Below are 22,695 nucleotides of genomic sequence, written 5' to 3'. Positions count from 1 at the left end.
TCTTACAGAACGTCCAGCAGCTCGACGTCGAACACCAGAACGCTGTGCGGCGGGATGCTGCCAACGCCTTGAGCGCCGTAAGCCAGTTCGCTCGGCACGTACAGACGCCATTTGCTGCCGGCATTCATCAGTTGCAGGGCTTCGGTCCAGCCGGCGATGACGCCGCCAACCGGGAATTCTGCTGGCTGGCCACGCTCGTAGGAGCTGTCGAACACAGTGCCGTCGATCAGGGTGCCGTGGTAGTGAGTACGCACTTGATCTTCACGGCTTGGCTTGGCGCCTTCGCCCTGGGTCAGCACTTCGAATTGCAGGCCGGAAGCCAGAGTGGTGATGCCGTCACGCTTGGCGTTTTCAGCCAGGAATGCCAGGCCTTCGCCTGCTGCAGCTTCAGCCTTGGCAGCCGCTTCGGCTTGCATGATCTCGCGGATCACTTTGAAGCTGGCGGACATTTCTTCCTGACCCACACGGCTTTCCTTACCGGTGAAAGCGTCGGTCAGACCGGCCAGAATGGCGTCAAGGCTGACACCCGGTGGCGGGTTGTCGCGCAGCTGGTCACCCAGCTGACGGCCGATACCGTAGCTGACGCGAGTTTCGTCGGTGGACAGATTTACTTCGGACATGACACTGCTCCGCTGTGCGGACGACCAACAGACGTGCCGTGCGTACACAGCGCGTCCCGGCGCGCCCGGAACCAAAAGGGCGAGCAGACTAGCACAGATGCCTTGGCGTTTGGGGCGCCGGGTCTACAGTGCGGAACGCCAGGCGAGCGGCACTTTCAGACTTTCCTCGCCACTGGCGCCGAGGCCACACATTTCATCATGTACCGAGGTGTGTACGAGGTTGAATGGCAATACCGGGAAGCTATGCAGCACATCCCGGGCATGTTCGACCGAGCGTAGCGTCAACATCTGCCCTTGAGGGTTGCTGAGCGGATACGCCGCGCCACGCATACGCGCTTCGAGCAAGTAAATGCCACCTTCCATGGAGATCAGGTTCAGCTCATCGACCTTGCCGGCGATGGCATACGCGTTCAACTCTTGCAGGTTCATGAACACACCTCACGCAGGGCGAGCCAGTAGGTCTACAGGGATATGCCCGCGGGCAAAAAAGCACAAGCCACAAACGACACCGCCCGTCTGTTTCGCAACAGACGGGCGGTTTGGCAGCACTCAAGGGATGATCAGTGCTTGGTAAGCTTATCCAGATAACCCATGGCAAATGCCGAAATCACAAACGTCATGTGGATGATCACGTACCACATCAGGTGCTCGGGATCGACGTTCTTGGCGTCCATGAAAATGCGCAGCAAGTGGATCGAGGAAATCGCCACGATCGAGGCCGCCACTTTCATCTTCAGCGACGAGGAGTCCATGGTGCCCAGCCAGCTGAGCTTCTCTTTACCTTCGTCGATGTCCAGTTGCGAGACGAAGTTCTCGTAGCCGGAAATCATCACCATCACCAGCAGGCCCCCGACCAGCGCCATGTCGATCAGCGACAGCAGGACCAGAATCAGATCCGACTCGGCCATGGAGAAGACGTTGGGGAGGATGTGGAAAACTTCCTGGAAAAATTTCAGTGCCAACGCCAGGAGCCCGAGAGACAGCCCGATGTAGATCGGCGCCAGCAGCCAGCGCGTGGCATACATTGCATTTTCGATAAAGCGTTCCATTGAATCTCACACAAGGGGGGTTGTAATGGGGGGCGAGTATACCAGCCCCCTGTGACAGCCAGAAACTGCCTGAAAATCCGCTACCCGCGCGCGTGTGCGGCATTTTTTTCTGCTAGTGTCCAAACCATTGACGGCCCAGCGAAAGCGGACAGGAAAAGTGGAAATGGATGTGCGATTGCCGATAACGATTGCCGGAATTTGCTTCACCCTGCTCCTTGGCGGTTGCTCGCAAGGTGACGACAAGCGCACGGTCAGCCTTGAAGAAAAAACCGCAAAATTCGAACAGTCACTGGACGCCATCACCGATCCGAAGCTCAAGAACGCCGTCACCGAACTCGGCGGTTCGCTGCTGTTGCTCGAACGCGCACAGTTCAAGCTCGACAGCAATCCGGCACAAACCGAATACGGCGAAGACGCCCTCGGCGTGCTCAAGCACTACCCTACCCCGCAAGCGCTGGTTGATACGTTTATCAAGGGTCTGTTCGTGCTGCACAAAGATGCCAGCTCCGATTACCTCACCGACCTGCAACCGGTTTTTCCTTTCAACCTGAATATCCCCGGTGGTTTCCTGTTCCCGCATGGCGTGGAATGGCATTCAGTAACGTTGAGCAACAAGCGCGTCATTGCTTATCAGCCGGAATGGTCGGAAACCGATCCGGGCATTCAGCTCAGCCCGTCCAGCTCCAACGTTACCAATCCCGATGACCTGACCGTGACCTACCCGTTCATCGAGGGTCTTGGGGTGGACAAAAAGACCTTGCCGCAACCGGTGAGCCTGCAAGGCCAGGTCGAAGTCATTGCGCCGCGCCGCTTGTACAGTTTCGACCTGACGCAGAAAGATGTCGGTCAGACCCGCACCAACGACAATCTCAGCGTCAAACTGCTCAAGCTTGAAAAGAACTACGCCGAAGTCGAATTCAGCAACAACCTGCCGCTGGCCCCGGAAGTCGCTGACGCCCAGCTCAATCCGCTGATCGTTCAGGCGCGCGATGGCACTGGTCAATACCTGGTGCGTGCCGGTTCGATCAACGAAAGTCCGGAGCAGGTTAACTTTTACCAAAAGCAACTGACGCACCTGCAACAGCAAAAAAACTGGAGCGACGCGCTGGAACAGCAGCTCAGTGCCGACCAACTGGCGTTCGAGCAACAACACCCGCGCCGCTACAACAAGGTCTACTTCAATGGCCCAATCGAGACGCTGGAAGTCAGCCTGCTGGATTTTTCCTCGGCAACCGTGACACGCAAAGCGCTGGATCTGCCGATCCGCACGTTCAACCCGCACACCGTGGAAAAAACTGTCCAGCCATTGGACTTGCCGATTGTGGTGTATGACGATCTGGCCGCGAACTGGCTCAAAGGCGCGAGCCTGACCGAGGATCAGTTGAAGGCCGGCGTGCGTATTCAACAATCGGTGGAGGACTCGAGCGCTGCGCGCATCGAGTTTTCTCACCGCCGCACCTTCAACGACGAACTGCTCGGGGACGACTTCAACCCTGGGGTCAGCCCGGTGACGTTCTTCACCGAAAAGCGCAGCGGCAAACTCGATGAACCGATCGAGCTACCGCCCGAGGCTTATCAGGTCGATCCACTGCAAGCGACGATCACCTACGATTTGAACCTGTTCCCGGATACGCCGGCGATTGCCGTCGGCTCAATGCCGCTGTTTCTCGCCTCGGTCGAGAAAAAAACCTACGACGCCAAGTCGTTACCCAAAGGTCTGGAGATCAGGAACAACACGCTGGTGGTCGACATGAAGCTATTCCCTGCCGATGAATGGCGATTCTTCGTCAAGGACGACAGCGGCAAATACCTCAAGCAGATTCTCTCGGTCAGCCACGATGCGAGCGCAGAAGGCCCGGCGCTGTTTGGCGTGCACTACTTCTATGGCCGTCCTGCCCACGTGGAAACCTATCAGCGAACCCACCTCGCCACCGTGCAATACGGTTTTGAGGTCAAGCTCGACAAGGCGCAGATGCCTGACACCGCGCCCTAGCCGTTGAGGCTACGGCCACGCCCACCGTTGATCTGCCGAAGCTGGGCTTGCAGGTGCAGGCTCCAGATCTGCGGGTCGTCGGCCAGTTCATAGCCGTGCAGCGTCAAACTCTCAACGATGGTGTCGAGAATCGACTCGGCGGCAATCGGGCCGTGGAACGGTCCCTGGGCTTTGATGGCGGAAGGTTGTTCGCCGGCCATGCCGGCAGCGAAGAGCAGCGTCCACATGCCGTTATCGCCGGCCAACGGTTTGATGGCACATTCGATACGGGTCACGAGACCCAGGCATTGACGGGTGAGGCAGAGGTTGCGCGACATGGCGGCGACCCTCGGTGAAGCCGGTATTCAGCCCTCTCGGGAGGACTGGCTCGATCCAGTGATACTGTCGATATCCTTGAGCTGAGAATAGAAGAAAAGTCCGCCGCGCAAGCCATATGAAACCAGAATGCGCCGAATGGTCATTGTGTGAATATTGGCGTCAGAGTGATGGCACTTATCACGAAGATCAGCGCAAATGCCAATGTGCAGAAAACAATGTGGGAGCGAGCTTGCTCGCGAAAGTGATGCATCAGACTACAAACCTTTCGACTGAGCTGACACCTTCGCGAGCAAGCTCGCTCCCACAGAGGCTTTAAGCAGGTTTGGCTTCTACCAATGCCTCCTGCGCCAATTCCTTCTCGGCTTCCTTGAGGTCGTCTTCGCTGATCATCTCGGCAATATCGCGCAGGCGTTCCACGACTCGCGCATTGATGCTGCCCTCCGGGAATTCACCCTCGGCATTCGGCTCACCGGCCGGCTCGCCGACCAGCAGGCTCAGCGCTTCGTCGGCCTGACGCACCGCGTACACGTGGAATTGCCCCGCGCGCACAGCCGCCAGCACTTTCTCATCGAGCATCAATGTAGCGACGTTGGCCTGCGGAATGATCGCGCCCTGCTCGCCGGTCAGGCCGCGTGCTTCGCAGAGGCGGAAGAAGCCTTCGATCTTCTCGTTGACCCCGCCCACCGCCTGCACTTCACCGAACTGGTTGATCGAACCGGTGATCGCGAAGCATTGCTTGAGCGGGGTTTTCGACAACGCCGAAATCAGCGTGCACGCCTCGCCCAGCGACGCACTGTCGCCGTCGACGTAACCATAGGATTGCTCCAGCGCGATGCTCGCGGAAATCGCCAGCGGGAATTCCTGGGCATAACGGCTGCCCAGATACCCGGTGAGGATCATCACGCCTTTGGAGTGGATCGGCTGGCCAAGGTTGACCTCACGCTCGATGTCGACGATACCGCTGCCGCCCGGGTACACCGTGGCGGAAATCCGCGCCGGCACACCGAACGCCGAGTCACCGACTTCCAGCACGGTCAGCCCGTTGCACTTGCCGACCGCCGCGCCATCGGTGTCGATCAGGATGATCCCGGCAAGCATGTCATCGAGAATCCGCGCCGACACACGCCCGGTGCGGGTGGCCTTGGCTTTCAGGGCGCGCTCGATGTGACCGGCATCGGTCATTTCGTCACCGGCCAGATGCCGGATGAAATCAGCCTCGCTGACCAGTTGGAACAGATCACCGATGCGCGCCGACAACCGTCCCTGGTGTTCGGCCAGACGTGCGCTGTAAGTTGCCAGACGCGCGACCGCATCGGCCGTCAGCGGCGCCATGCCTTCTTCCGAAGTACGGGTTTTCAGCAGCTGGGCAAATTGCTCCAGGCTCTCGTCGACCATCGGGATGTCTTCGTCGAAATCGACCAGAACGCGGAACATCTCCTGGAAGTCCGGATCAAGGTCCTGCAACGTGTAATACAACGACCGCGCGCCGATGATGATGACTTTGACCTGCAACGGGATGTGCTGCGGGTTGAGGGTCACGGTGGCGAAGCGGCCCATCTCGCCCAGCGGTGACTCCATTTTCAGCTTGCGCGATTGCAGGGCGCGTTTGAGCGCATCCCACACGAACGGCTCGCTGAGCATTTTTTCCGCTTCAAGAATCAGGAAACCACCGTTGGCGCGGTGCAAGGCACCCGGACGCAACTGCCGGTAGGTGGTGTAAAGCGCGCCTTGATCAGTGGTGTACTCGATGCGACCGAACAGGTTTTCGTAGGTCGGGTGCGGCTCGAAAACCACGGGGGCGCCACCGCTGACCGGATGACCGACCACCAGACTCGGCGCGTATTGCTCTTCCAGCAGCTTGCGGGCGACGGCGTCGGTCTTGCTGTCGTCGACCAGTTGCTCGACCACGGTTTTCAGCAGGTACACCTGCATCGCTTGCAGGTAACCGCAGACCGCTGCGTTCTCCGCGTACTTCTCGGACAACGGCGCCAGCAATGGCTGCAAGGCCAGGGTAATGGTTTCTTCATTGAGCGAACGCAGCTGATTGTTCGACTCGCGCTTCCATTGCGGCAGGCTGGCGAGTTCTTCGTTCAGGCGTTCTTCGAGACCGGAAATGTCTTCGTGAAAACGCTCGCGATCGGCTTCCGGCAACTGGGCGAACTCAGCTTCATCCAGGGCCTTGCCGTCGAGCATCGGTGTGAAGGCGATGTTGCTGCTGTCGCGATACAGGGCAACGTCTTTTTCCAGGGCCAGACGTTCGATGATGTCGAGGGCCTTGTCGTAGCGCTGGTTGAAGGCGCGGTCGATGGCGCTTTTCTTTTGCTGGTAGGACGGGTGTTCGAAGACCGCCGGAAAAGTCGCCAGCAGGTTGTCGATCAAGCCGTTGATGTCACCGATGAACGCGCCGGCCGTGCCCGATGGCAGCTCCAGTGCCCGCGGTTCGCGCGGTTCATCGAAATTATTCACATAGACCCAGTCCGCCGGGGTCTGCAGGCGCTTGCCTTCGGCTTTGAGGTAGCGTTTGACGAACGAAAAGCGACCGGTACCGGGCTCGCCCATGACAAAGACGTTGTAACCGGGGCGTGGCATGGCCACACCGAACTGCAAGGCTTCGACCGCACGTTCCTGGCCGAGCACACCGCGAAAGGGCTCCAGATCATTGGTGGTAGTGAAGCTGAACTGTTCAGCGGAAAACGGACGGGTCAGCGCTTCGGGCGCTAGACGCAAGCTGGCAGCAACAGGATCAGGCATCGGGCTTCCTTAACAATCAGGCGGGGCAGATAGCGGCATTCTGGCGCTGCCCGTACCCCACTGGCAAGGCGCGCCATGTGACAAAGCATAGACAAACGCCCGGCCCGTGACCCGCCCCCTTGAAACCGGGGTTTATTCCAAATATTTTGCAAAAACTCACGGAACCCCAGGAACGTGCCTAAACTCCAAACTGCGCGGCTGGAACTAATACCGGCCCACTGGCACCGTCAGGCGCCAGAACCCTGTCCATTGGTATGCACATAAAGAGAACAAAGCTATGAAACGGATTCTTCTCGGTACTCTCTTCACCGCTGTATCCATCAACGCAATGGCGCAAGCTCCAGGCGGCCCGGATTGCGGTTGGGGCAACATGCTGTTCGAAGGTCAGCGTGGCACCCCGGCTCACTTCCTGGCATCCACCACCAACGGCACTTCCGGTAACGCCACGTTTGGTATGACCTCCGGCACCAACGGTTGCTCGACCAACGCGTCGCTGACCTATGGCGGCAAATCCTGGTTTGCCATGAATGGCATGATGAACGAGCTGTCTGAAGACATGGCCAAGGGCAACGGCGAAGCGCTGACGACCTACGCCGTGGTACTGGGCGTGGCGCCGGAAGACCGTGCGCACTTCGCTGCTGTGACTCACGAGCACTTCCAGCAGATCTTCAGCAAGGCTGACGTGACCGCTGAAGACGTGCATACCAACACCCTGTCCGTACTGAAATCAGACGCACGTCTGGCCAAGTACGCAACGCAGGCTTAAGCTCGACCCTGCCCGCTTCCTTCGGGGAGCGGGTTTTTATTTTTTCGGCCCGTCCCTCCTTGGGCTTTTGTTTTTTTCCTGTTTAAGTTGCCGACTATGCTCAAACGCCTTGCCTGGCTGGCGCTCTGTGTCTGCGCCCCGCTGTCCGCCGCGCCAAACATCGATCCTCAACGTTTGCAGCAACTGGCCAATGACCGCTTCTGGATTTCCCTCGGTCATTACGAAACCGCCAAGCTTGGCGGCTGGCGCAGCTATGTCAGCGACAAGAAATTCTTTCTCGCGCCCGATGGCAATGAACACCCCGACCGTGAGCTGGCTGCCACCGTGCAGGCGCTGTACGCCCCGGCCAGCCTCGGTGAGCAGCACGCGCAATGCGTCTATCCGGCCCGCACCCGTTGGTTGAAAACCCAGCTCAACCTGACCGACCTGCCGATGCCGGCGTGTGCCGAATACAAAAAGTGGTTCAAGGACGTCTCGCCGCACAGCGCGGTGATGATCTTCCCGGCGGCGTATCTCAACAGCCCGTCGTCAATGTTCGGCCACACGCTGCTGCGTATCGATCAGGCTGACGTGCAAAGCGACAAGACCTCGCTGCTCAGTTACGCGATCAACTTCGGCGCCTACATCGAAGGTTCGGACAACAGCATTCTTTACGCCTGGAAAGGTTTGATGGGCGGCTATCCAGGGTTGTTTGCGCTGGTGCCATATCAAGAAAAACTCTCCGAATACCGCAGCCTGGAAAACCGCGATCTGTGGGAGTACCGGCTCAATCTGACGCAAGAAGAAACCGCGCGCATGGTCGAGCATGTGTGGGAGTTGAAGCAGATCCAGTTCGACTATTTCTTCTTCGACGAAAACTGCTCCTACCGTCTGCTCGAACTGCTGCAAGTGGCCCGGCCGAGTCTGCGCCTGACCGAACAATTCCCGCTGACCGCCATCCCCACCGACACGGTCAAAGCCGTAAAAGAAGCGGGTCTGGTGGAAAGCATCGAATACCGCCCGTCCCGTGAACGTGAATTGCTCAGCCGCGCCGAACCGTTGACTGACGAAGAACAGCAATGGGTGCTGAAAGTCAGCGCCGATCAACAGGTGTTGCAAGAGCCGACTTTCAAGGCCCTGCCCCGCGCCCGGCAAGCGCTGATCATCGACGCCGCGTATCGGCTGGAGCGCTACCGCGCCAACGGTCAGGAACGTGATCCACAACGGGCTCAGCGCAGCTTTGAACTGCTGCGGGCGATTAACAAGAACCCGGCACCGGAGCTGGAAATTCCTCGTCCCGGTCTGCCGGAGGATGGCCACGAGTCGCGCACCTGGCAGGCCGGCCTCGGTACTCGCGGCGACCGTGCGTTCGCCGAGTACGGCTTGCGCATGGCGTATCACGACCTCAACGACAACGCCGAAAGTTTCCCGCTCGGCGCGCAAATCGAAATCCTGCAGATGAAGCTGCGCCAGTACGAAGGCAATCACTGGCAGTTCCAGCAACTGGATCTGGCGACCATTCGCTCACTGACGCCACGTAACGAGTTGCTGCAGCCGCTGTCGTGGCAAGTCACGGGTGGTCTTGAACGCGTACCGGGCAAGCATGATGACGAAACCCTGGTCAGCCACGTCAATGGCGGCGGTGGCGGTACGTGGCAATTGGGTGAAGACGTGCTCGGTTTTGCCCTCGGCACGGTGCGCGTTGAACACAACAATGACTTCGCCGAGTTCGTTTCCCCCGCCGGCGGTTTCAATACCGGCGTGCTGTGGAAAAACCCGCTGGGCAATCTCAGCCTCGAAGCCAAGGGTGATTATTTCTTCAATGGCGAGGTGCGCCGCAGCCTGAGCCTGAATCAGCAGTGGGAGTTGTCACGCAATCTCGGCCTGCGCCTGAGTGCGCAGCGTGAGTTCAGTCATGTGGCAACACCTGAGACTGAAGTGATGCTTGAGGTGAAGTGGTATCACTACTGAAACTGCGGGAGCGGGCTTGCCCGCGATAGCGGGCTCTCAGCCAACAGAGATGTTGAATGTGATGGCCTCATCGCGGGCAAGCCCGCCCCCAAAGGAATCTCCACTGGTTAACGAATTACTCACACACCTTTCACCAACACCCAACGAATCCCCTTCTAGACTCACCCCATAAGCCGTGTGACGGCTCGGAGAGTGCGATGTGGCGGTGTGTGGTTTCGCTGGGTGTTTTGCTATTGCTGAGCGGTTGCCAGACCACTCATGAGGATTTGATCGCCAAGGGTTATCCACCGGCCTTCGCCGACGGGTTTGATGACGGTTGCGTCAGCGGCCGACAAGCCGCCGGATCGATCAGCGGCGAGTTTCGCAAGAATGTGCCGCGCTATCTCAAGGACAAGCAATACGCCGAGGGCTGGACCGACGGTTTCCGCCAGTGCCAGGCGATGCTGGAAAACAAGGATCGCAACGACTATCGCAACGAGCACTGGGACGAGCGCGAGCGCGCCTGGCAGCAGCAGAAGGATCAGGGCGCCGCGCGGGCCTATCGCTCGCAATAGGTCGTTTGCAGACATCCGATGAAACCAAATCCCTGCGAGCATGGCCCAACCCATTAACGGGGAGGACACCATGAGCCGTGCTTTCGTCAACGAAGACAACGCCGCCGCGCAAGCCGATCAGCCAGTCGAACGGCAGGTCAGCGCGCAGCCCAATTACGTCACTCAGCAAGGTCTGCAACAGTTGCAGGAGAAAGTCGCCGAGCTGCAAGCCTCGCACGCCGAGCAAACCGCAAAAGGTGAACAGGCCGACAAACAACGCCAGGCCGATCTCGAACGGGATTTGCGTTACTTCACTCAGCGCCTCGGCAGCGCACAAGTCGCCGTCGCCGCGACGTCTACAGACACAGTGCAAATCGGCAGTTGGGTGACCTACGCCGACGAACACGACACCGAACGCCGCGTGCAACTGGTCGGTGAAGATCAGGCCGACGCCGCCAAAGGCCTGATCAACTGGGGCTCCCCGCTGGGCCGGGCCCTTCTTGGCGCCCGGCTCAACGACGAGGTGCTATGGCAGCGCCCCGCCGGCGATCAAATGATTGAAGTGATTCGCATCGAGCCGAATCAGACCACACCCTGAGCGAGCATCGCGTCGGCGACTTTGACGAAGCCGGCGATGTTCGCGCCTTTGACGTAGTTGATTCGCCCGTTCTCTTCGCCGTAATGCACACAGGCGTGGTGGATCGACTGCATGATCGCGTGCAACTTGCTGTCCACCTCGCCCGCCGTCCACAACAGGCGCATGGCGTTCTGCGACATTTCCAGACCGCTGACGGCCACGCCGCCCGCATTGGATGCCTTGCCCGGCGCGAACAGAATCCCCGCCTCGATAAAGATATCCACAGCCTCCAGCGTGGTCGGCATGTTCGCGCCTTCGGCCACACACACGCAGCCGTTGCGCAGCAGCACGCGGGCGGATTCGGCGTCGAGCTCGTTTTGCGTGGCGCACGGTAGCGCTATGTCGCAGGCCAGCGACCAAGGCAACTGACCGGCGCGGAACTCCAGGTTGTAGGCTGCCGCCAATTCGCTGATCCGTCCGCGCTTGACGTTTTTCAGTTCCAGCAGCGCCAGCCACTGTTCTTCGCTCAACCCGGCTTCGCAATACAACGTGCCTTCGGAGTCGGACAGGGAAATCACCTTGCCGCCCAGATCCATGACCTTGCGCGCGGCGTATTGCGCAACGTTGCCGGAACCGGAGATCGCCACGCGTTTGCCTTCAACGGTCTGCTCGCGACGCTTGAGCATCTCTTCAGCGAAATACACGCAGCCAAAACCGGTGGCCTCCGGGCGAATCAAGCTGCCGCCGTACGTCATGCCCTTACCGGTCAGCACGCTGGTGAACTGGTTGCTCAGGCGCTTGTACTGACCGAACAGGAAACCGATCTCCCGCGCGCCGACGCCGATGTCACCGGCCGGCACGTCAACATCAGCGCCGATATGGCGATACAACTCGCTCATGAACGCCTGGCAGAACCGCATGACTTCGGCGTCGCTCTTGCCCTTCGGATCGAAGTCCGAGCCGCCCTTGCCGCCGCCCATTGGCAACGAGGTGAGCGAGTTTTTGAAAGTCTGCTCGAAGGCGAGAAACTTCAGCACGCCCATGTTCACCGATGGATGAAAACGCAAGCCGCCCTTGTAGGGGCCGATGGCGCTGTTCATCTGGATACGGAAACCGCGATTGACCTGGACCTTGCCCTGATCGTCGACCCACGACACGCGAAACACCACCGCGCGCTCCGGCTCACAGATGCGCTCCAGAATCCCCGAGGTGAGGTAACGCGGATTGGCCTCAAGAAACGGCCACAGACTGCGCAGGACTTCTTCGACAGCCTGGTGGAATTCGGGTTGATCCGGGTCGCGTTGTTTCAGGCGTGCGAGGAAGGATTCGACGGATTCGATCATGGAAAAAGTCTCGGCAAATTTATTATCGTTGGAAGAGATTGAGCCGGACTGTAGCAAACGAAATGCGCACAGGAACAGCGCAAGATGTCGCAGATATGAAATTAAATGGTGCACAGGATATAAATCAACGCGTTTTTGAACCGTTTCTGCACCCGACTGGGGAGGCATAATCCAAGTGACGCACCAACAGTTACACCGCCTTCGCGAGCAAGCTCGCTTCCACATTTGAAACGCAGTCCTCTGTGGGAGCGAGCTTGCTCGCGAAAGCCGCGACTCGGTCTCACTTTACAAAAAGGCAAAAAAAACGGAGCCCGAAGGCTCCGCTTTTTCATGCAACCAACCCGAATCAGGCCAGTTTTTTGTGGCGTACCCGGTGTGGCTGGGCCGCTGCTTCGCCGAGGCGCTTTTTGCGGTCGGCTTCGTACTCGGTGTAGTTACCTTCGAAGAAGATCGCTTGCGAGTCGTCTTCGTACGCCAGGATGTGGGTCGCGACGCGGTCAAGGAACCACCGATCGTGAGAGATCACAATCGCGGCGCCCGGGAAGTCCAGCAGGGCCTCTTCAAGCGAACGCAGGGTTTCAACGTCGAGGTCGTTGGACGGTTCGTCGAGCAGCAGGACGTTGCCGCCCTCTTTCAGAGTCAGCGCCAGGTGCAGGCGACCGCGCTCACCACCGGACAGGTCCTTGACGAACTTCTGCTGATCGCCACCCTTGAAGTTGAAGCGACCGACGTAGGTACGCGACGGGATTTCGTAGTTGCCGATGCGGATCTGGTCAGAACCGTCGGAGATCTGCTGGAACACGGTTTTGCTGCCATCGAGGTCTTCGCGGCTCTGGTCGACGCACGCCAGTTGCACGGTTTCGCCGACTTCGATGCTGCCCGAATCCGGTGTTTCCTTGCCCATCAGCATACGGAACAGGGTCGATTTACCGGCACCGTTACCGCCGATTACGCCGACAATGGCGCCCTTCGGCATCGAGAACGACAGGTTGTCGATCAACACGCGATCGCCGTAACCCTTGGAAACGTTCTTGAATTCGATGACCTTGTCGCCCAGACGCGGACCGGCCGGGATGTAGATTTCGTTGGTTTCCGAACGCTTCTGGAATTCCTGCGATTGCATTTCTTCGAAGCGTTGCAGACGAGCCTTGGATTTCGACTGGCGGGCCTTGGCGCCTTTGCGCACCCACTCCAGTTCTTCTTTCATGGCTTTTTCGTGAGCCGACTGCTGCTTGGATTCGGCAGCCAGACGATCGGACTTGGCTTCAAGCCAACCCGAATAGTTGCCTTCGTAAGGAATGCCCGCGCCGCGGTCGAGTTCCAGAATCCAGCCAGCAACGTTGTCCAGGAAGTAACGGTCGTGCGTGATCGCAACCACGGTACCCGGGAAGTCGTGCAGGAAGTGCTCCAGCCACGCCACGGAGTCAGCGTCCAGGTGGTTGGTCGGTTCGTCGAGCAGCAGCATGTCCGGAGCGGACAGCAGCAGACGGCACAGGGCCACACGACGTTTTTCACCACCGGAGAGGAATTCGACCTTGGCGTCCCAGGCCGGCAGACGCAGCGCGTCGGCGGCGACTTCCAGTTGACGGTCCAGGTTATGGCCGTCGCTGGCTTGCAGGATCGCTTCGAGCTTGGCCTGTTCGGCAGCCAGTTTGTCGAAGTCGGCATCTTCTTCAGCGTAAGCCGCGTAGACCTCGTCCAGGCGGGCCTGGGCGTTCTTGATCACGCTGACCGCTTCCTCGACCACTTCACGCACGGTCTTGGTCGGATCAAGTTGCGGCTCTTGCGGCAGATAACCGATGTTCAGGTCCGGCATCGGACGGGCTTCGCCTTCGAACTCGGTGTCGACGCCGGCCATGATTTTCAGCAGCGTGGACTTACCCGAACCGTTGAGGCCGAGCACGCCGATCTTGGCGCCGGGGAAGAAGGACAGCGAAATGTTTTTGAGGATTTCCCGCTTCGGCGGAACAACTTTGCCCAGCCGATGCATGGTGAAGACGTATTGAGCCATGGAGAACCTTGGGTCAGTGACAGATGAATGATTGGAGCGCAGGCGATGCCCGGCCAGACCGATGCGCGTCGTTCATTTGATAGTCATCAATGCGTGCGCGCAGAAAAAGTCTGATTGTAGGAGCTGGAACGCTCCCGCGTAACCGGCAAAGCTACCTTAATGATAGAAGGCAGTCCACCCGCTAGGGGCTGGCACTTCGCCACGACTCGAGGCATGCTAGCCCCCCTCTGGGCGTCCGGCTTATAGTGCACGTCGCGCCAGTCCAGCCAGACCGCAGGATTACAGCTTGTCCAATGTCACTCCGCCAGCCTCTGTGAGCAGCACCCAACCGGCGCCAGGCTCGCCCCTGCGCGGAACATTAAAGGGTGCGCTGGCGACACTCGTGCTTTTGCTGTTGGCATTGCTGTTCTGGCAATTGCTCGACCAATTGCGCGAAACCCAGAAAAACCAGCGCCAGTACACCATCGATTACACCGCCGATCTCGCCTCGCAGGTTAGCCTGAACATGGCGCTGAACGCGCAAATCGCGCTCAATCTGCTACCGATCGTCGAACAGCCGCAGTCAGCCGACGAAACGCAGGCGTTGCTGCGCAAGCTCCAGCAATCGTTGCCCGGTCTGCGCAGCATGGCGCTGCTCAGTCCTTCCGGCAGAATCATCAGTGACAGCGCAGCGGACAGTTCCGACGCCAACTACCTGACTGAACTGGTGCGCCGAAGCCGCTCCCAGGCGCATTACTTCAGCAACGCGGACGACGGATCTCTGGTGCATTTGCTGCTGCACCAGGCCAGCGGCAACTCACGCGGCTACTGGGTCTTGCGCCTGGCGCCGAGCTTCTTCGACTCGCTGACCAAACAAAGTGAAACCGGCCTGCGTCCACTGTGGCTGGTGGAAAACCGTCTCAACCATCAGATCATCAGCCGCGATGAGGCACCGTCGGCGGCCAAGCCCGGCGTGCTGAGCCCGGATGATCTGGCCAACACCGTGCTCACTGTGCCGCTGAGCAGCAGCGACTGGCAGTTGCGCGGCCTGTTCGACCGTCAACGTGTGCTTGAAGAATTGCTGCCCGCGTTCATCGGCAAATGCCTGCTGGGCCTGGCCTTCTCGATGCTGCCGGTGATTGCGCTGCTGAACATGCGCCGCCGTCAGCGCCAACTGCATGAGGGGCGCCGCCGTTATCAAGACATTTTCGAGGGCACCGGCGTGGCCCTCTGCGTGCTCGACCTGTCCGGTCTCAGGCAATTTTTCGACAAGGTGCAGATCCAGACCAGCGACCAGCTCAAGGCCTGGCTCGATCAGCCGCAACAGCGTCAGGAATTGCTCCAGGAACTGCGCGTCACCGAGGTCAATCAGGTGGCGCTGCAACTGCTCAACGTCAACTCCTGTGACGACGCCTGGCAACTGTTGATCGACGGCCATCCGCACCGTCACTGCGCGATCGGCCATCAGATCCTGGATGCCGTGCTGCAGCAGCAAAAGCAGCTGGAACTGGAAATCAAACTGCCCGACATCAAGGGTCGCGACCAGCATCTGTGGATGGTGCTGCGCCTGCCGAGCGAGCAGCATGACTACAAAGCCGTGATCCTCAGCATCAACGACATCACTAGCCGCAAACTGATCGAACTGTCACTGCTGGAACGCGAAGGTTTCTGGTCCGACGTGGTGCGTACCGTGCCGGATCACCTGTACGTGCAGGACGTGATCAGCCAGCGGATGATTTTCAGCAACCACCACCTCGGCCAGACACTCGGTTACAACCGCAGCGAACTGCATCAGATGGGCGAGTACTTCTGGGAAATCCTGCTGCACCCCGAAGATGCCGACTATTACCATCGCTCTCGCCAGATGCAGCGCCACGCCGGTTACAGCCAGTTGCTGCAATGTCAGTTGCGCTTCCGCCATCGCGACGGCGAATGGCGGCGCTTCGATATCCGTGAACAGGCACTGGCCCGCGACAAGCACGATCAGGTGACACGGATCATCGGCGTGGCCAAGGACATCACCGAGCAGATCGAGGCCAGCGAATCCCTGCGCGACAGCGAGCAGCGCTATCGCATGCTCGCCGAAAGCATCAGCGACGTGATCTTCTCCACCGACAGCAAGCTGTCGCTGAACTACGTCAGCCCTTCGGTGCAAGCGGTACTGGGATATGACGTCGAGTGGATTTTTCAGAACGGCTGGCAATCGACCATCGCCAACCCGCAGCAACTGAATGGCATCCACGCCCTGATGGATCGGGTCAGCAAGGCTTTGGACAACCCCGAGCAACTGGCGCTGTTGCGCAACCAGGTCCAGACCCAGCTGTTCCTGTTTGACTGCCTGCGCGCCGACGGCCGCAAGATCCCGATCGAGTTGCGCCTGGTGCTGGTGTGGGACGAACACGGTGCGTTCGAAGGCGTACTTGGCGTGGGACGCGACATCAGCCAGCAGCGCCGCGCCGAAAAAGACCTGCGCATGGCCGCCACGGTTTTCGAACATTCGACTTCGGCGATCCTGATCACCGACCCGGCCGGTTACATCGTCCAGGCCAACGAAGCCTTCAGCCGGGTCAGCGGTTACGCGGTGGCCGAAGTTCTCGACCAGTTGCCGAACATGCTCACCGTCGACGAACAACAGGACGCACACCTGCGTTACGTGCTCAAGCAATTGCACCAGCACAGCACGTGGGAAGGCGAGGTCTGGCTCAAGCGCCGTAACGGCGAGCATTACCCGGCGTGGGTCGGCATCACCGCGGTGCTCGATGACGAGGGCGATCTGGCCAGTTACGTGTGCTTCTTCAGTGACATTAGCGAGCGCAAGGCCAGCGAACAGCGGATTCACCGTCTCGCCTACTACGACGCCCTGACCCATCTGCCGAACCGCACGCTGTTCCAGGATCGTCTGCATACCGCGCTGCAATCGGCCGAGCGGCAGAAGTCGTGGGTGGTGCTGATGTTCCTCGACCTCGACCGTTTCAAACCGATCAACGACTCCCTCGGCCACGCGGCCGGTGACCGCATGTTGAAAGACATGGCCACACGCCTGCTGGCCTGCGTCGACAATGACGACACCGTGGCGCGCATGGGCGGCGATGAATTCACCTTGCTGCTGCAACATCGTTCCAACCGCGAACTGGCGCTGAACCGGGCGATTCATGTCGCCGAGCAGATTCTCGCCAGTCTGGTGCGACCGTTCGTGCTCGAAGGTCGTGAGTTCTTTGTCACCGCCAGTATCGGCATCGCCCTCAGCCCGCAGGACGGTAACGAACTGAGCCAGTTGATGAAGAACGCCGACACCGCGATGTATCACGCCAAGGAGCGCGGCAAAAACAACTTCCAGTTCTATCAGGCCGACATGAACGCCAGTGCACTGGAGCGTCTGGAGCTGGAAAGCGACCTGCGCCATGCTTTGGAACAAGACGAATTTGTCCTGTATTACCAACCGCAATTCAGCGGCGACGGCAAACGTCTGACCGGTGCCGAAGCCCTGCTGCGCTGGCGTCATCCGCGTCGCGGACTGGTGCCGCCGGGTGATTTCATTCCGGTGCTGGAAGAGCTCGGGCTGGTGGTCGATGTCGGCGACTGGGTGATCAGCGAGGCGTGCCGTCAGCTCAAGACCTGGCACCAGAACCGTGTGCGCGTGCCGAAGGTGTCGGTGAACATCTCGGCGCGGCAGTTCTCCGACGGCCAGCTCGGTACGCGGATCGCTACGATCCTGCGCGAAACCGGCCTGCCACCGGCCTGTCTGGAGCTGGAACTGACCGAAAGCATTCTGATGCGTGAAGTCAGCGAGGCGATGCAGATCCTCGCCGGCCTGAAAAACCTCGGCCTGAGCATCGCGGTCGATGACTTCGGCACCGGTTATTCATCGCTGAACTACCTCAAGCAGTTCCCGATCGACGTGCTGAAAATCGACCGTACCTTCGTCGATGGCCTGCCGTCCGGCGAGCAGGACGCGCAGATCGCCCGGGCGATCATTGCCATGGCTCACAGCCTTAATCTGGCGGTGATTGCCGAGGGCGTGGAAACCCATGAACAACTGGACTTCCTGCGTGAGCATGGCTGCGATGAGGTTCAGGGGTATCTGTTCGGGCGACCGATGCCGGCGGGACGGTTTGAGGCGCAGTTCAGCAATGATGCGCTCTTCATGTTTGACTGAGTGTTTGGGGTGAGGCTCCTGGCCTCATCGCTGGCCAGCCAGCTCCCACAGGGATTGATGTCGATCACACAACCCAGCGGCCACCCCGGTTACTGTGGGAGCTGGCTGGCCAGCGATGGGGCCAGCAAAAGCACCGCACATCTGTGATGAGCGCCACTTGTCTGCGACATGATGTCGTTTCATATGCCATCCAAAAGCGGTTGGGTTAGAATGCCCCCCTTTTCTGCCCCCGATCCTTGAGGACCGCCATGTTCAGCCGTGATTTGACTATTGCCAAGTACGACGCCGATCTCTTTGCCGCCATGGAGCAAGAAGCCGTGCGCCAGGAAGAGCACATCGAGCTGATCGCTTCGGAAAACTACACCAGCCCAGCGGTGATGGAAGCTCAAGGCTCGGTACTGACCAACAAGTACGCCGAAGGTTATCCGGGCAAGCGCTACTACGGTGGTTGCGAGTACGTCGATATCGTTGAGCAACTGGCCATCGACCGCGCCAAAGAACTGTTCGGTGCCGACTACGCCAACGTTCAGCCGCACGCCGGTTCGCAAGCCAACAGCGCCGTGTACCTGGCCCTGCTGTCGGCCGGTGACACCATTCTGGGCATGAGCCTGGCCCACGGTGGTCACCTGACCCACGGCGCCAGCGTTTCCTCCTCCGGCAAGCTGTACAACGCGATCCAGTACGGCATCGACGCCAACGGCCTGATCGACTACGACGAAGTCGAGCGCCTGGCGGTTGAACACAAGCCGAAAATGATCGTGGCCGGTTTCTCTGCCTACTCGCAGATCCTGGACTTCCCGCGTTTCCGCGAAATCGCTGACAAGGTTGGTGCTTACCTGTTCGTCGACATGGCTCACGTGGCCGGTCTGGTGGCCGCGGGCGTTTACCCGAACCCGGTGCCTTTCGCTGACGTCGTGACCACCACCACGCACAAGACCCTGCGCGGTCCACGTGGCGGCCTGATCCTGGCTCGCGCCAACGCCGACATCGAGAAGAAGCTCAACTCCGCTGTATTCCCGGGCGCCCAGGGTGGCCCGCTGGAGCACGTGATTGCCGCCAAAGCGATCTGCTTCAAGGAAGCGCTGCAGCCTGAGTTCAAGACTTACCAGCAACAAGTGGTGAAAAACGCCCAGGCCATGGCCAGCGTGTTCATCGAGCGCGGTTTCGACGTGGTGTCCGGCGGTACTGAAAACCACCTGTTCCTGCTGTCGCTGATCAAGCAGGAAATCTCCGGTAAAGACGCCGACGCTGCTCTGGGCAAAGCGTTCATCACCGTGAACAAGAACTCCGTGCCTAACGATCCACGCTCGCCGTTCGTGACTTCCGGCCTGCGCTTCGGTACACCGGCTGTGACCACTCGTGGCTTCAAGGAAGCAGAGTGCAAAGAGCTGGCCGGCTGGATCTGCGACATCCTGGCAGACCTGAACAATGAAGCGGTGATCGACGCCGTTCGTGAGAAAGTCAAAGCCATCTGCAAGAAACTGCCGGTATACGGCGCTTAATTGCGACGCTAAACCCGCAGCATGAAAAACCGGCCAAGTGATTGGCCGGTTTTTTTTCGCCTGAAATATTTTCAAACGCCTGAACCGCTCAAGAATGGGACTCACCGCACAACTGGTCAGACCGGTCATGCCAATTCGTCATTTTTCACTTGCGATTGATAAAAAACAGCGCCTAGACTGCACCCGCACTGGACATACCGGTAAGACCACAATAATTAAGTCCTGAATCTGATACGCCCCGCGTTCGGCAGCCAGGACACCGACCAGGATTTCTCCCATGCTCAGATGGTGCTCGCGTTCAATCTTCCTCCAAGTGGTTCTCGGACTGGTGCTCGGCATCGTCTGTGGGCTCACCCTTCCGGAATACTCGGCCCAGCTCAAACCGCTCGGCGACGGCTTCATCAAACTGATCAAGATGCTCATCGGTCTGATCGTGTTCTGCGTAGTGGTCAGCGGCATCAGTGGCGCGGGCGACTTGAAGAAGGTCGGCCGGATTGGCCTCAAGTCGGTTATCTACTTTGAAGTGCTGACCACCATCGCGCTGGTGATCGGTCTGATATTCGCCTTCAGCACCGGCATCGGCAGCGGTGCGAATATCCACCTGGAGCAATTGTCCACGGCTGACATGGGCGATCTGGCCGAACGCGGCCAGCACATGCACACCACCACGCAGTTCCTCATGGACCTGATCCCGACATCAGTGATCGGCGCCTTTGCCGAGAACAACATTCTGCAAGTGCTGCTGTTCTCGGTACTGTTCGGCAGCGCTTTGAATCTGGTCGGCGAAGCGGCCTCCGGCATCTCGCGACTGATCAACGAACTGAGCCATGTGATCTTCCGGATCATGGGCATGATCGTGCGTCTGGCGCCGATCGGCGTGTTCGGCGCCATCGCCTTCACCACCAGCAAATACGGCATCGATTCCCTGCAACATCTGGGCAGCCTGGTCGGCTTGTTCTACCTGACCTGCATCGCGTTCGTCAGCGTGATTCTGGGCCTGGTGATGCGTGCGTCCGGCCTGCGGATGTGGCCGCTGCTCAAGTACCTGCGCGAAGAACTGCTGATCGTCATGGGCACTGCATCCTCGGATGCCGTGTTGCCACAGATCATGCGCAAACTTGAACACCTGGGCATCGGCAGCTCGACCGTCGGGCTGGTGATTCCCACCGGCTATTCGTTCAACCTCGACGGTTTCTCGATCTACCTGACGCTGGCCATCGTCTTCATCGCCAACGCCACCGGCACGCCTTTGGCCATGACTGATTTGCTGACGATTCTGCTGGTGTCGCTAATTACCTCCAAAGGCGCTCACGGTATTCCCGGTTCGGCCTTGGTGATTCTCGCGGCGACGCTGACGGCAATCCCGGCGATTCCGGTGGTCGGCCTGGTGTTGGTGCTGGCGGTGGACTGGTTCATGGGCATCGGCCGCGCGCTGACCAACCTGATCGGCAATTGCGTCGCCACCGTGGCCATTGCCCGTTGGGAAAAGGACATCGATGTGCAGCGAGCCAATAAAGTACTCAGCGGTCAGCAGGGCTACACCTTTCAACCGCGTAAAACAGCAACTCCGGCGCACCAGCAGGAGTTCTGATTTCAACCCTGTGGGAGCTGCCGCAGGCGTCGATCATTTGTTGGTCGTCTGCGGCCGCCCTCACAGGCATATGGAGCAAGACAAGTGATTACCACATCCACCGTCGTCAACTCAGTCGTAGAAAAACTCCGCGCCGCACTGGCCCGTGGTCAGTGGCGCTCCGGCGACATGTTGCCGGGCCAGCGCGAACTGGCCGAACAGTTGGGTATCAGCCGCCCAAGCCTGCGCGAAGCGGTGATCGTCCTGGAAACCCTTGGCCTCGTCCGCTCAATGCCGGGCAAAGGTGTGGTGGTGCTCGACGCGCAACTCAGCGACAGCCAGAGCCACGACAGCGCGGTGGCCGGCGCCAGTCTCGAAGACGTGCTGCAACTGCGCTACACCCTCGAACCGTTCATTGTCGGCCTGGTGGCGCAGTCGATCAGCAGCAAGGAAGTCGGCCAGTTGCGCCTGACGCTGATGGACATGCGCGAAGCCCTTGAAGCCGGCGACAGCGAAGCCGGAGTCAGCGCCTACGTTGCCTTCCATGAAGAGCTGTTCACCCTGACTTCAAACCCGATTTTCCAGAGTGTGGTGCAGCAGACCAGCAACGCCCTCAAGCAAAGCGCCGAAGTGCTGCGTAACTCCCCGGAACACCTGGCCGAACGGCTGGAAGAAAACGAAGCCGTGGTCCGTGCGATTCGCAGCAAGAACAGCGCCCAGGCCAGCGCTGAAATGCGCCGGCACATTCTGCGTGAGGCGCAGCGGATGGGCATCGAGATGAACATTCCGGACGACCACTTGAGCAACTGAAATATTTCACACTGGAGACCGGCCATGAACAGCCTTGCCTCGCCGTCGCACCCTCGCCAGATGTCAGCCGCCCTGCCCTTCTCCCGCCTGCGCGCGCCGGAGGATGATCTGTATCCGCGACTGTTCGACGCGATTCTGGAGCAGCGCATCGACCCGAGCAGCCGCTTCACCGAAGACAGTCTCAAGCAGATGTTCGGCGCCAGCCGCGCCGATGTTCGGCGGGTACTGACGCAGTTGTGCAACGAACACGTCATCGTATTGCGCACCCATCATCGGCCGCGGGTGGCCGAGCCGGATGCGGAACAGAATCGACAGACGTTGCATGCGCGGCGACTGGCTGAAAACACGCTGGTGCGCCTGGCATGTCAGCGCCCACAGGCTGACGGTTTGAAACGTCTACGAGCGCTGATCGAGCGTGAACGCCAGGCGGTGGAGCAGAACCGGCGGGGCGCGGCGATTCGCTTGTCCGGAGAGTTTCATCTGCAATTGGCGCGGATGGCGGGGAATGCACCGCTGGCGCATTTTCTTGGCAGTCTGGTGCCGCTGACGTCACTGGCCATTGCGCGGTCTGGCGGCACTACGCACAACTGTTGCGCGTGGCAGGAGCACTTGGCACTGGTTGAGGCGGTGGAGTGTGGGGATGTTGGCAGAGCCAGCCTGCTGATGAATCAACATCTGGATCATCTGGAGCAGGCTTTGCTGAGTTCAACCCTTGGGCATTGTGTTGTCGGTTAAATTGCCTTCGCGAGCAAGCTCGCTCCCACAAT

The 22,695-nt window shown here is 59.5% G+C and carries 17 protein-coding genes; 10 read left to right on the top strand and 7 right to left on the bottom strand.

Annotated features, from left to right (window positions below):
* Window positions 1–2: 2 nt before the first annotated feature.
* The 3 genes from AB4P91_RS09825 to AB4P91_RS09815 all read right to left on the bottom strand — a co-directional run bounded on the left by AB4P91_RS09825 (window position 3) and on the right by AB4P91_RS09815 (window position 1,669).
* Window positions 3–620 (bottom strand): FKBP-type peptidyl-prolyl cis-trans isomerase, encoded by a 618-nt coding sequence (locus AB4P91_RS09825; RefSeq protein ID WP_150595305.1) that lies wholly within the window; start codon window positions 618–620, stop codon window positions 3–5.
* A 123-nt stretch (window positions 621–743) separates the two neighbouring features.
* Entirely contained in the window at window positions 744–1,049 is a 306-nt protein-coding gene (locus AB4P91_RS09820) for a DUF6482 family protein (RefSeq protein ID WP_042561154.1), read from the bottom strand.
* 131 nt (window positions 1,050–1,180) lie between these two features.
* Window positions 1,181–1,669 carry a TIGR00645 family protein gene (locus tag AB4P91_RS09815; protein ID WP_042561155.1) on the bottom strand — a complete coding sequence of 163 codons (489 nt, stop codon included), beginning with the start codon at window positions 1,667–1,669 and terminating at the stop codon, window positions 1,181–1,183.
* 163 nt (window positions 1,670–1,832) lie between these two features.
* On the opposite strand from AB4P91_RS09815, the gene AB4P91_RS09810 reads away from it, so the two are divergent.
* Window positions 1,833–3,662, top strand: coding sequence for a hypothetical protein (locus AB4P91_RS09810; RefSeq protein WP_395604711.1), 1,830 nt, complete (start codon window positions 1,833–1,835; stop codon window positions 3,660–3,662).
* On the opposite strand, the gene AB4P91_RS09805 is transcribed toward AB4P91_RS09810, so the two are convergent.
* Together AB4P91_RS09805 and AB4P91_RS09800 are read right to left on the bottom strand one after the other, a co-directional pair.
* Entirely contained in the window at window positions 3,659–3,979 is a 321-nt protein-coding gene (locus AB4P91_RS09805) for a hypothetical protein (RefSeq protein WP_042561157.1), read from the bottom strand. The two genes, AB4P91_RS09810 and AB4P91_RS09805, sit on opposite strands and share 4 nt — an antisense overlap.
* A 313-nt stretch (window positions 3,980–4,292) precedes the next feature.
* On the bottom strand, window positions 4,293–6,731 hold the full coding sequence (locus AB4P91_RS09800; protein WP_150595303.1) for a Lon protease family protein: 2,439 nt from the start codon (window positions 6,729–6,731) through the stop codon (window positions 4,293–4,295).
* Window positions 6,732–7,008: 277 nt separating this feature from the next.
* Here AB4P91_RS09800 and AB4P91_RS09795 point away from each other — a divergent pair, with 277 nt between their 5' ends.
* From AB4P91_RS09795 to AB4P91_RS09780, 4 genes are all read left to right on the top strand, one after another.
* A complete protein-coding gene (locus AB4P91_RS09795; RefSeq protein WP_150595302.1) occupies window positions 7,009–7,497 on the top strand; it encodes a DUF3015 domain-containing protein in 489 nt (162 codons plus the stop codon).
* 96 nt (window positions 7,498–7,593) lie between these two features.
* Window positions 7,594–9,447, top strand: coding sequence for a DUF4105 domain-containing protein (locus AB4P91_RS09790; protein WP_150595301.1), 1,854 nt, complete (start codon window positions 7,594–7,596; stop codon window positions 9,445–9,447).
* Window positions 9,448–9,644: 197 nt separating this feature from the next.
* Window positions 9,645–10,001 carry a hypothetical protein gene (locus AB4P91_RS09785; protein ID WP_042561161.1) on the top strand — a complete coding sequence of 119 codons (357 nt, stop codon included), beginning with the start codon at window positions 9,645–9,647 and terminating at the stop codon, window positions 9,999–10,001.
* A gap of 70 nt (window positions 10,002–10,071) precedes the next feature.
* The gene (locus AB4P91_RS09780) at window positions 10,072–10,578 is read left to right on the top strand and encodes a GreA/GreB family elongation factor (RefSeq protein WP_395604710.1); all 507 of its coding nucleotides are present in this window, start codon (window positions 10,072–10,074) and stop codon (window positions 10,576–10,578) included.
* Here AB4P91_RS09780 and gdhA read toward each other — a convergent pair.
* Window positions 10,563–11,900 (bottom strand): NADP-specific glutamate dehydrogenase, encoded by a 1,338-nt coding sequence (gene gdhA / locus AB4P91_RS09775; RefSeq protein WP_150597086.1) that lies wholly within the window; start codon window positions 11,898–11,900, stop codon window positions 10,563–10,565. The genes AB4P91_RS09780 and gdhA overlap by 16 nt on opposite strands.
* A 346-nt stretch (window positions 11,901–12,246) precedes the next feature.
* Window positions 12,247–13,911: an energy-dependent translational throttle protein EttA gene (ettA, locus tag AB4P91_RS09770; RefSeq protein WP_042561164.1), complete on the bottom strand. Its 1,665-nt coding sequence runs from the start codon at window positions 13,909–13,911 to the stop codon at window positions 12,247–12,249.
* A gap of 286 nt (window positions 13,912–14,197) precedes the next feature.
* Here ettA and morA point away from each other — a divergent pair, with 286 nt between their 5' ends.
* The 5 genes from morA (at window position 14,198) to AB4P91_RS09745 (ending at window position 22,663) form a co-directional block, all read left to right on the top strand.
* Complete coding sequence (gene morA / locus AB4P91_RS09765) at window positions 14,198–18,046, top strand: cyclic di-GMP receptor MorA (RefSeq protein ID WP_150688163.1); 3,849 nt, start codon at window positions 14,198–14,200, stop codon at window positions 18,044–18,046.
* Between the two features lie 248 nt (window positions 18,047–18,294).
* The gene (gene glyA / locus AB4P91_RS09760; RefSeq protein ID WP_150597084.1) at window positions 18,295–19,548 is read left to right on the top strand and encodes a serine hydroxymethyltransferase; all 1,254 of its coding nucleotides are present in this window, start codon (window positions 18,295–18,297) and stop codon (window positions 19,546–19,548) included.
* Window positions 19,549–19,825: 277 nt separating this feature from the next.
* Window positions 19,826–21,139, top strand: a complete 1,314-nt coding sequence (locus tag AB4P91_RS09755; protein WP_395604709.1) for a C4-dicarboxylate transporter DctA — start codon at window positions 19,826–19,828, stop codon at window positions 21,137–21,139.
* Between the two features lie 84 nt (window positions 21,140–21,223).
* The gene (locus tag AB4P91_RS09750) at window positions 21,224–21,928 is read left to right on the top strand and encodes a FadR/GntR family transcriptional regulator (RefSeq protein WP_150688161.1); all 705 of its coding nucleotides are present in this window, start codon (window positions 21,224–21,226) and stop codon (window positions 21,926–21,928) included.
* A gap of 24 nt (window positions 21,929–21,952) precedes the next feature.
* Window positions 21,953–22,663 carry a GntR family transcriptional regulator gene (locus AB4P91_RS09745; RefSeq protein ID WP_395604708.1) on the top strand — a complete coding sequence of 237 codons (711 nt, stop codon included), beginning with the start codon at window positions 21,953–21,955 and terminating at the stop codon, window positions 22,661–22,663.
* Window positions 22,664–22,695 lie beyond the last annotated feature (32 nt).

This window comes from Pseudomonas sp. B21128 (assembly GCF_044218865.1).
GTDB classification, from domain to species: Bacteria; Pseudomonadota; Gammaproteobacteria; order Pseudomonadales; family Pseudomonadaceae; genus Aquipseudomonas; species Aquipseudomonas iridis.
The sequence above is the reverse complement of the archived record's forward strand: the minus strand, read 5'-3'. Positions and strand labels throughout refer to the sequence as shown.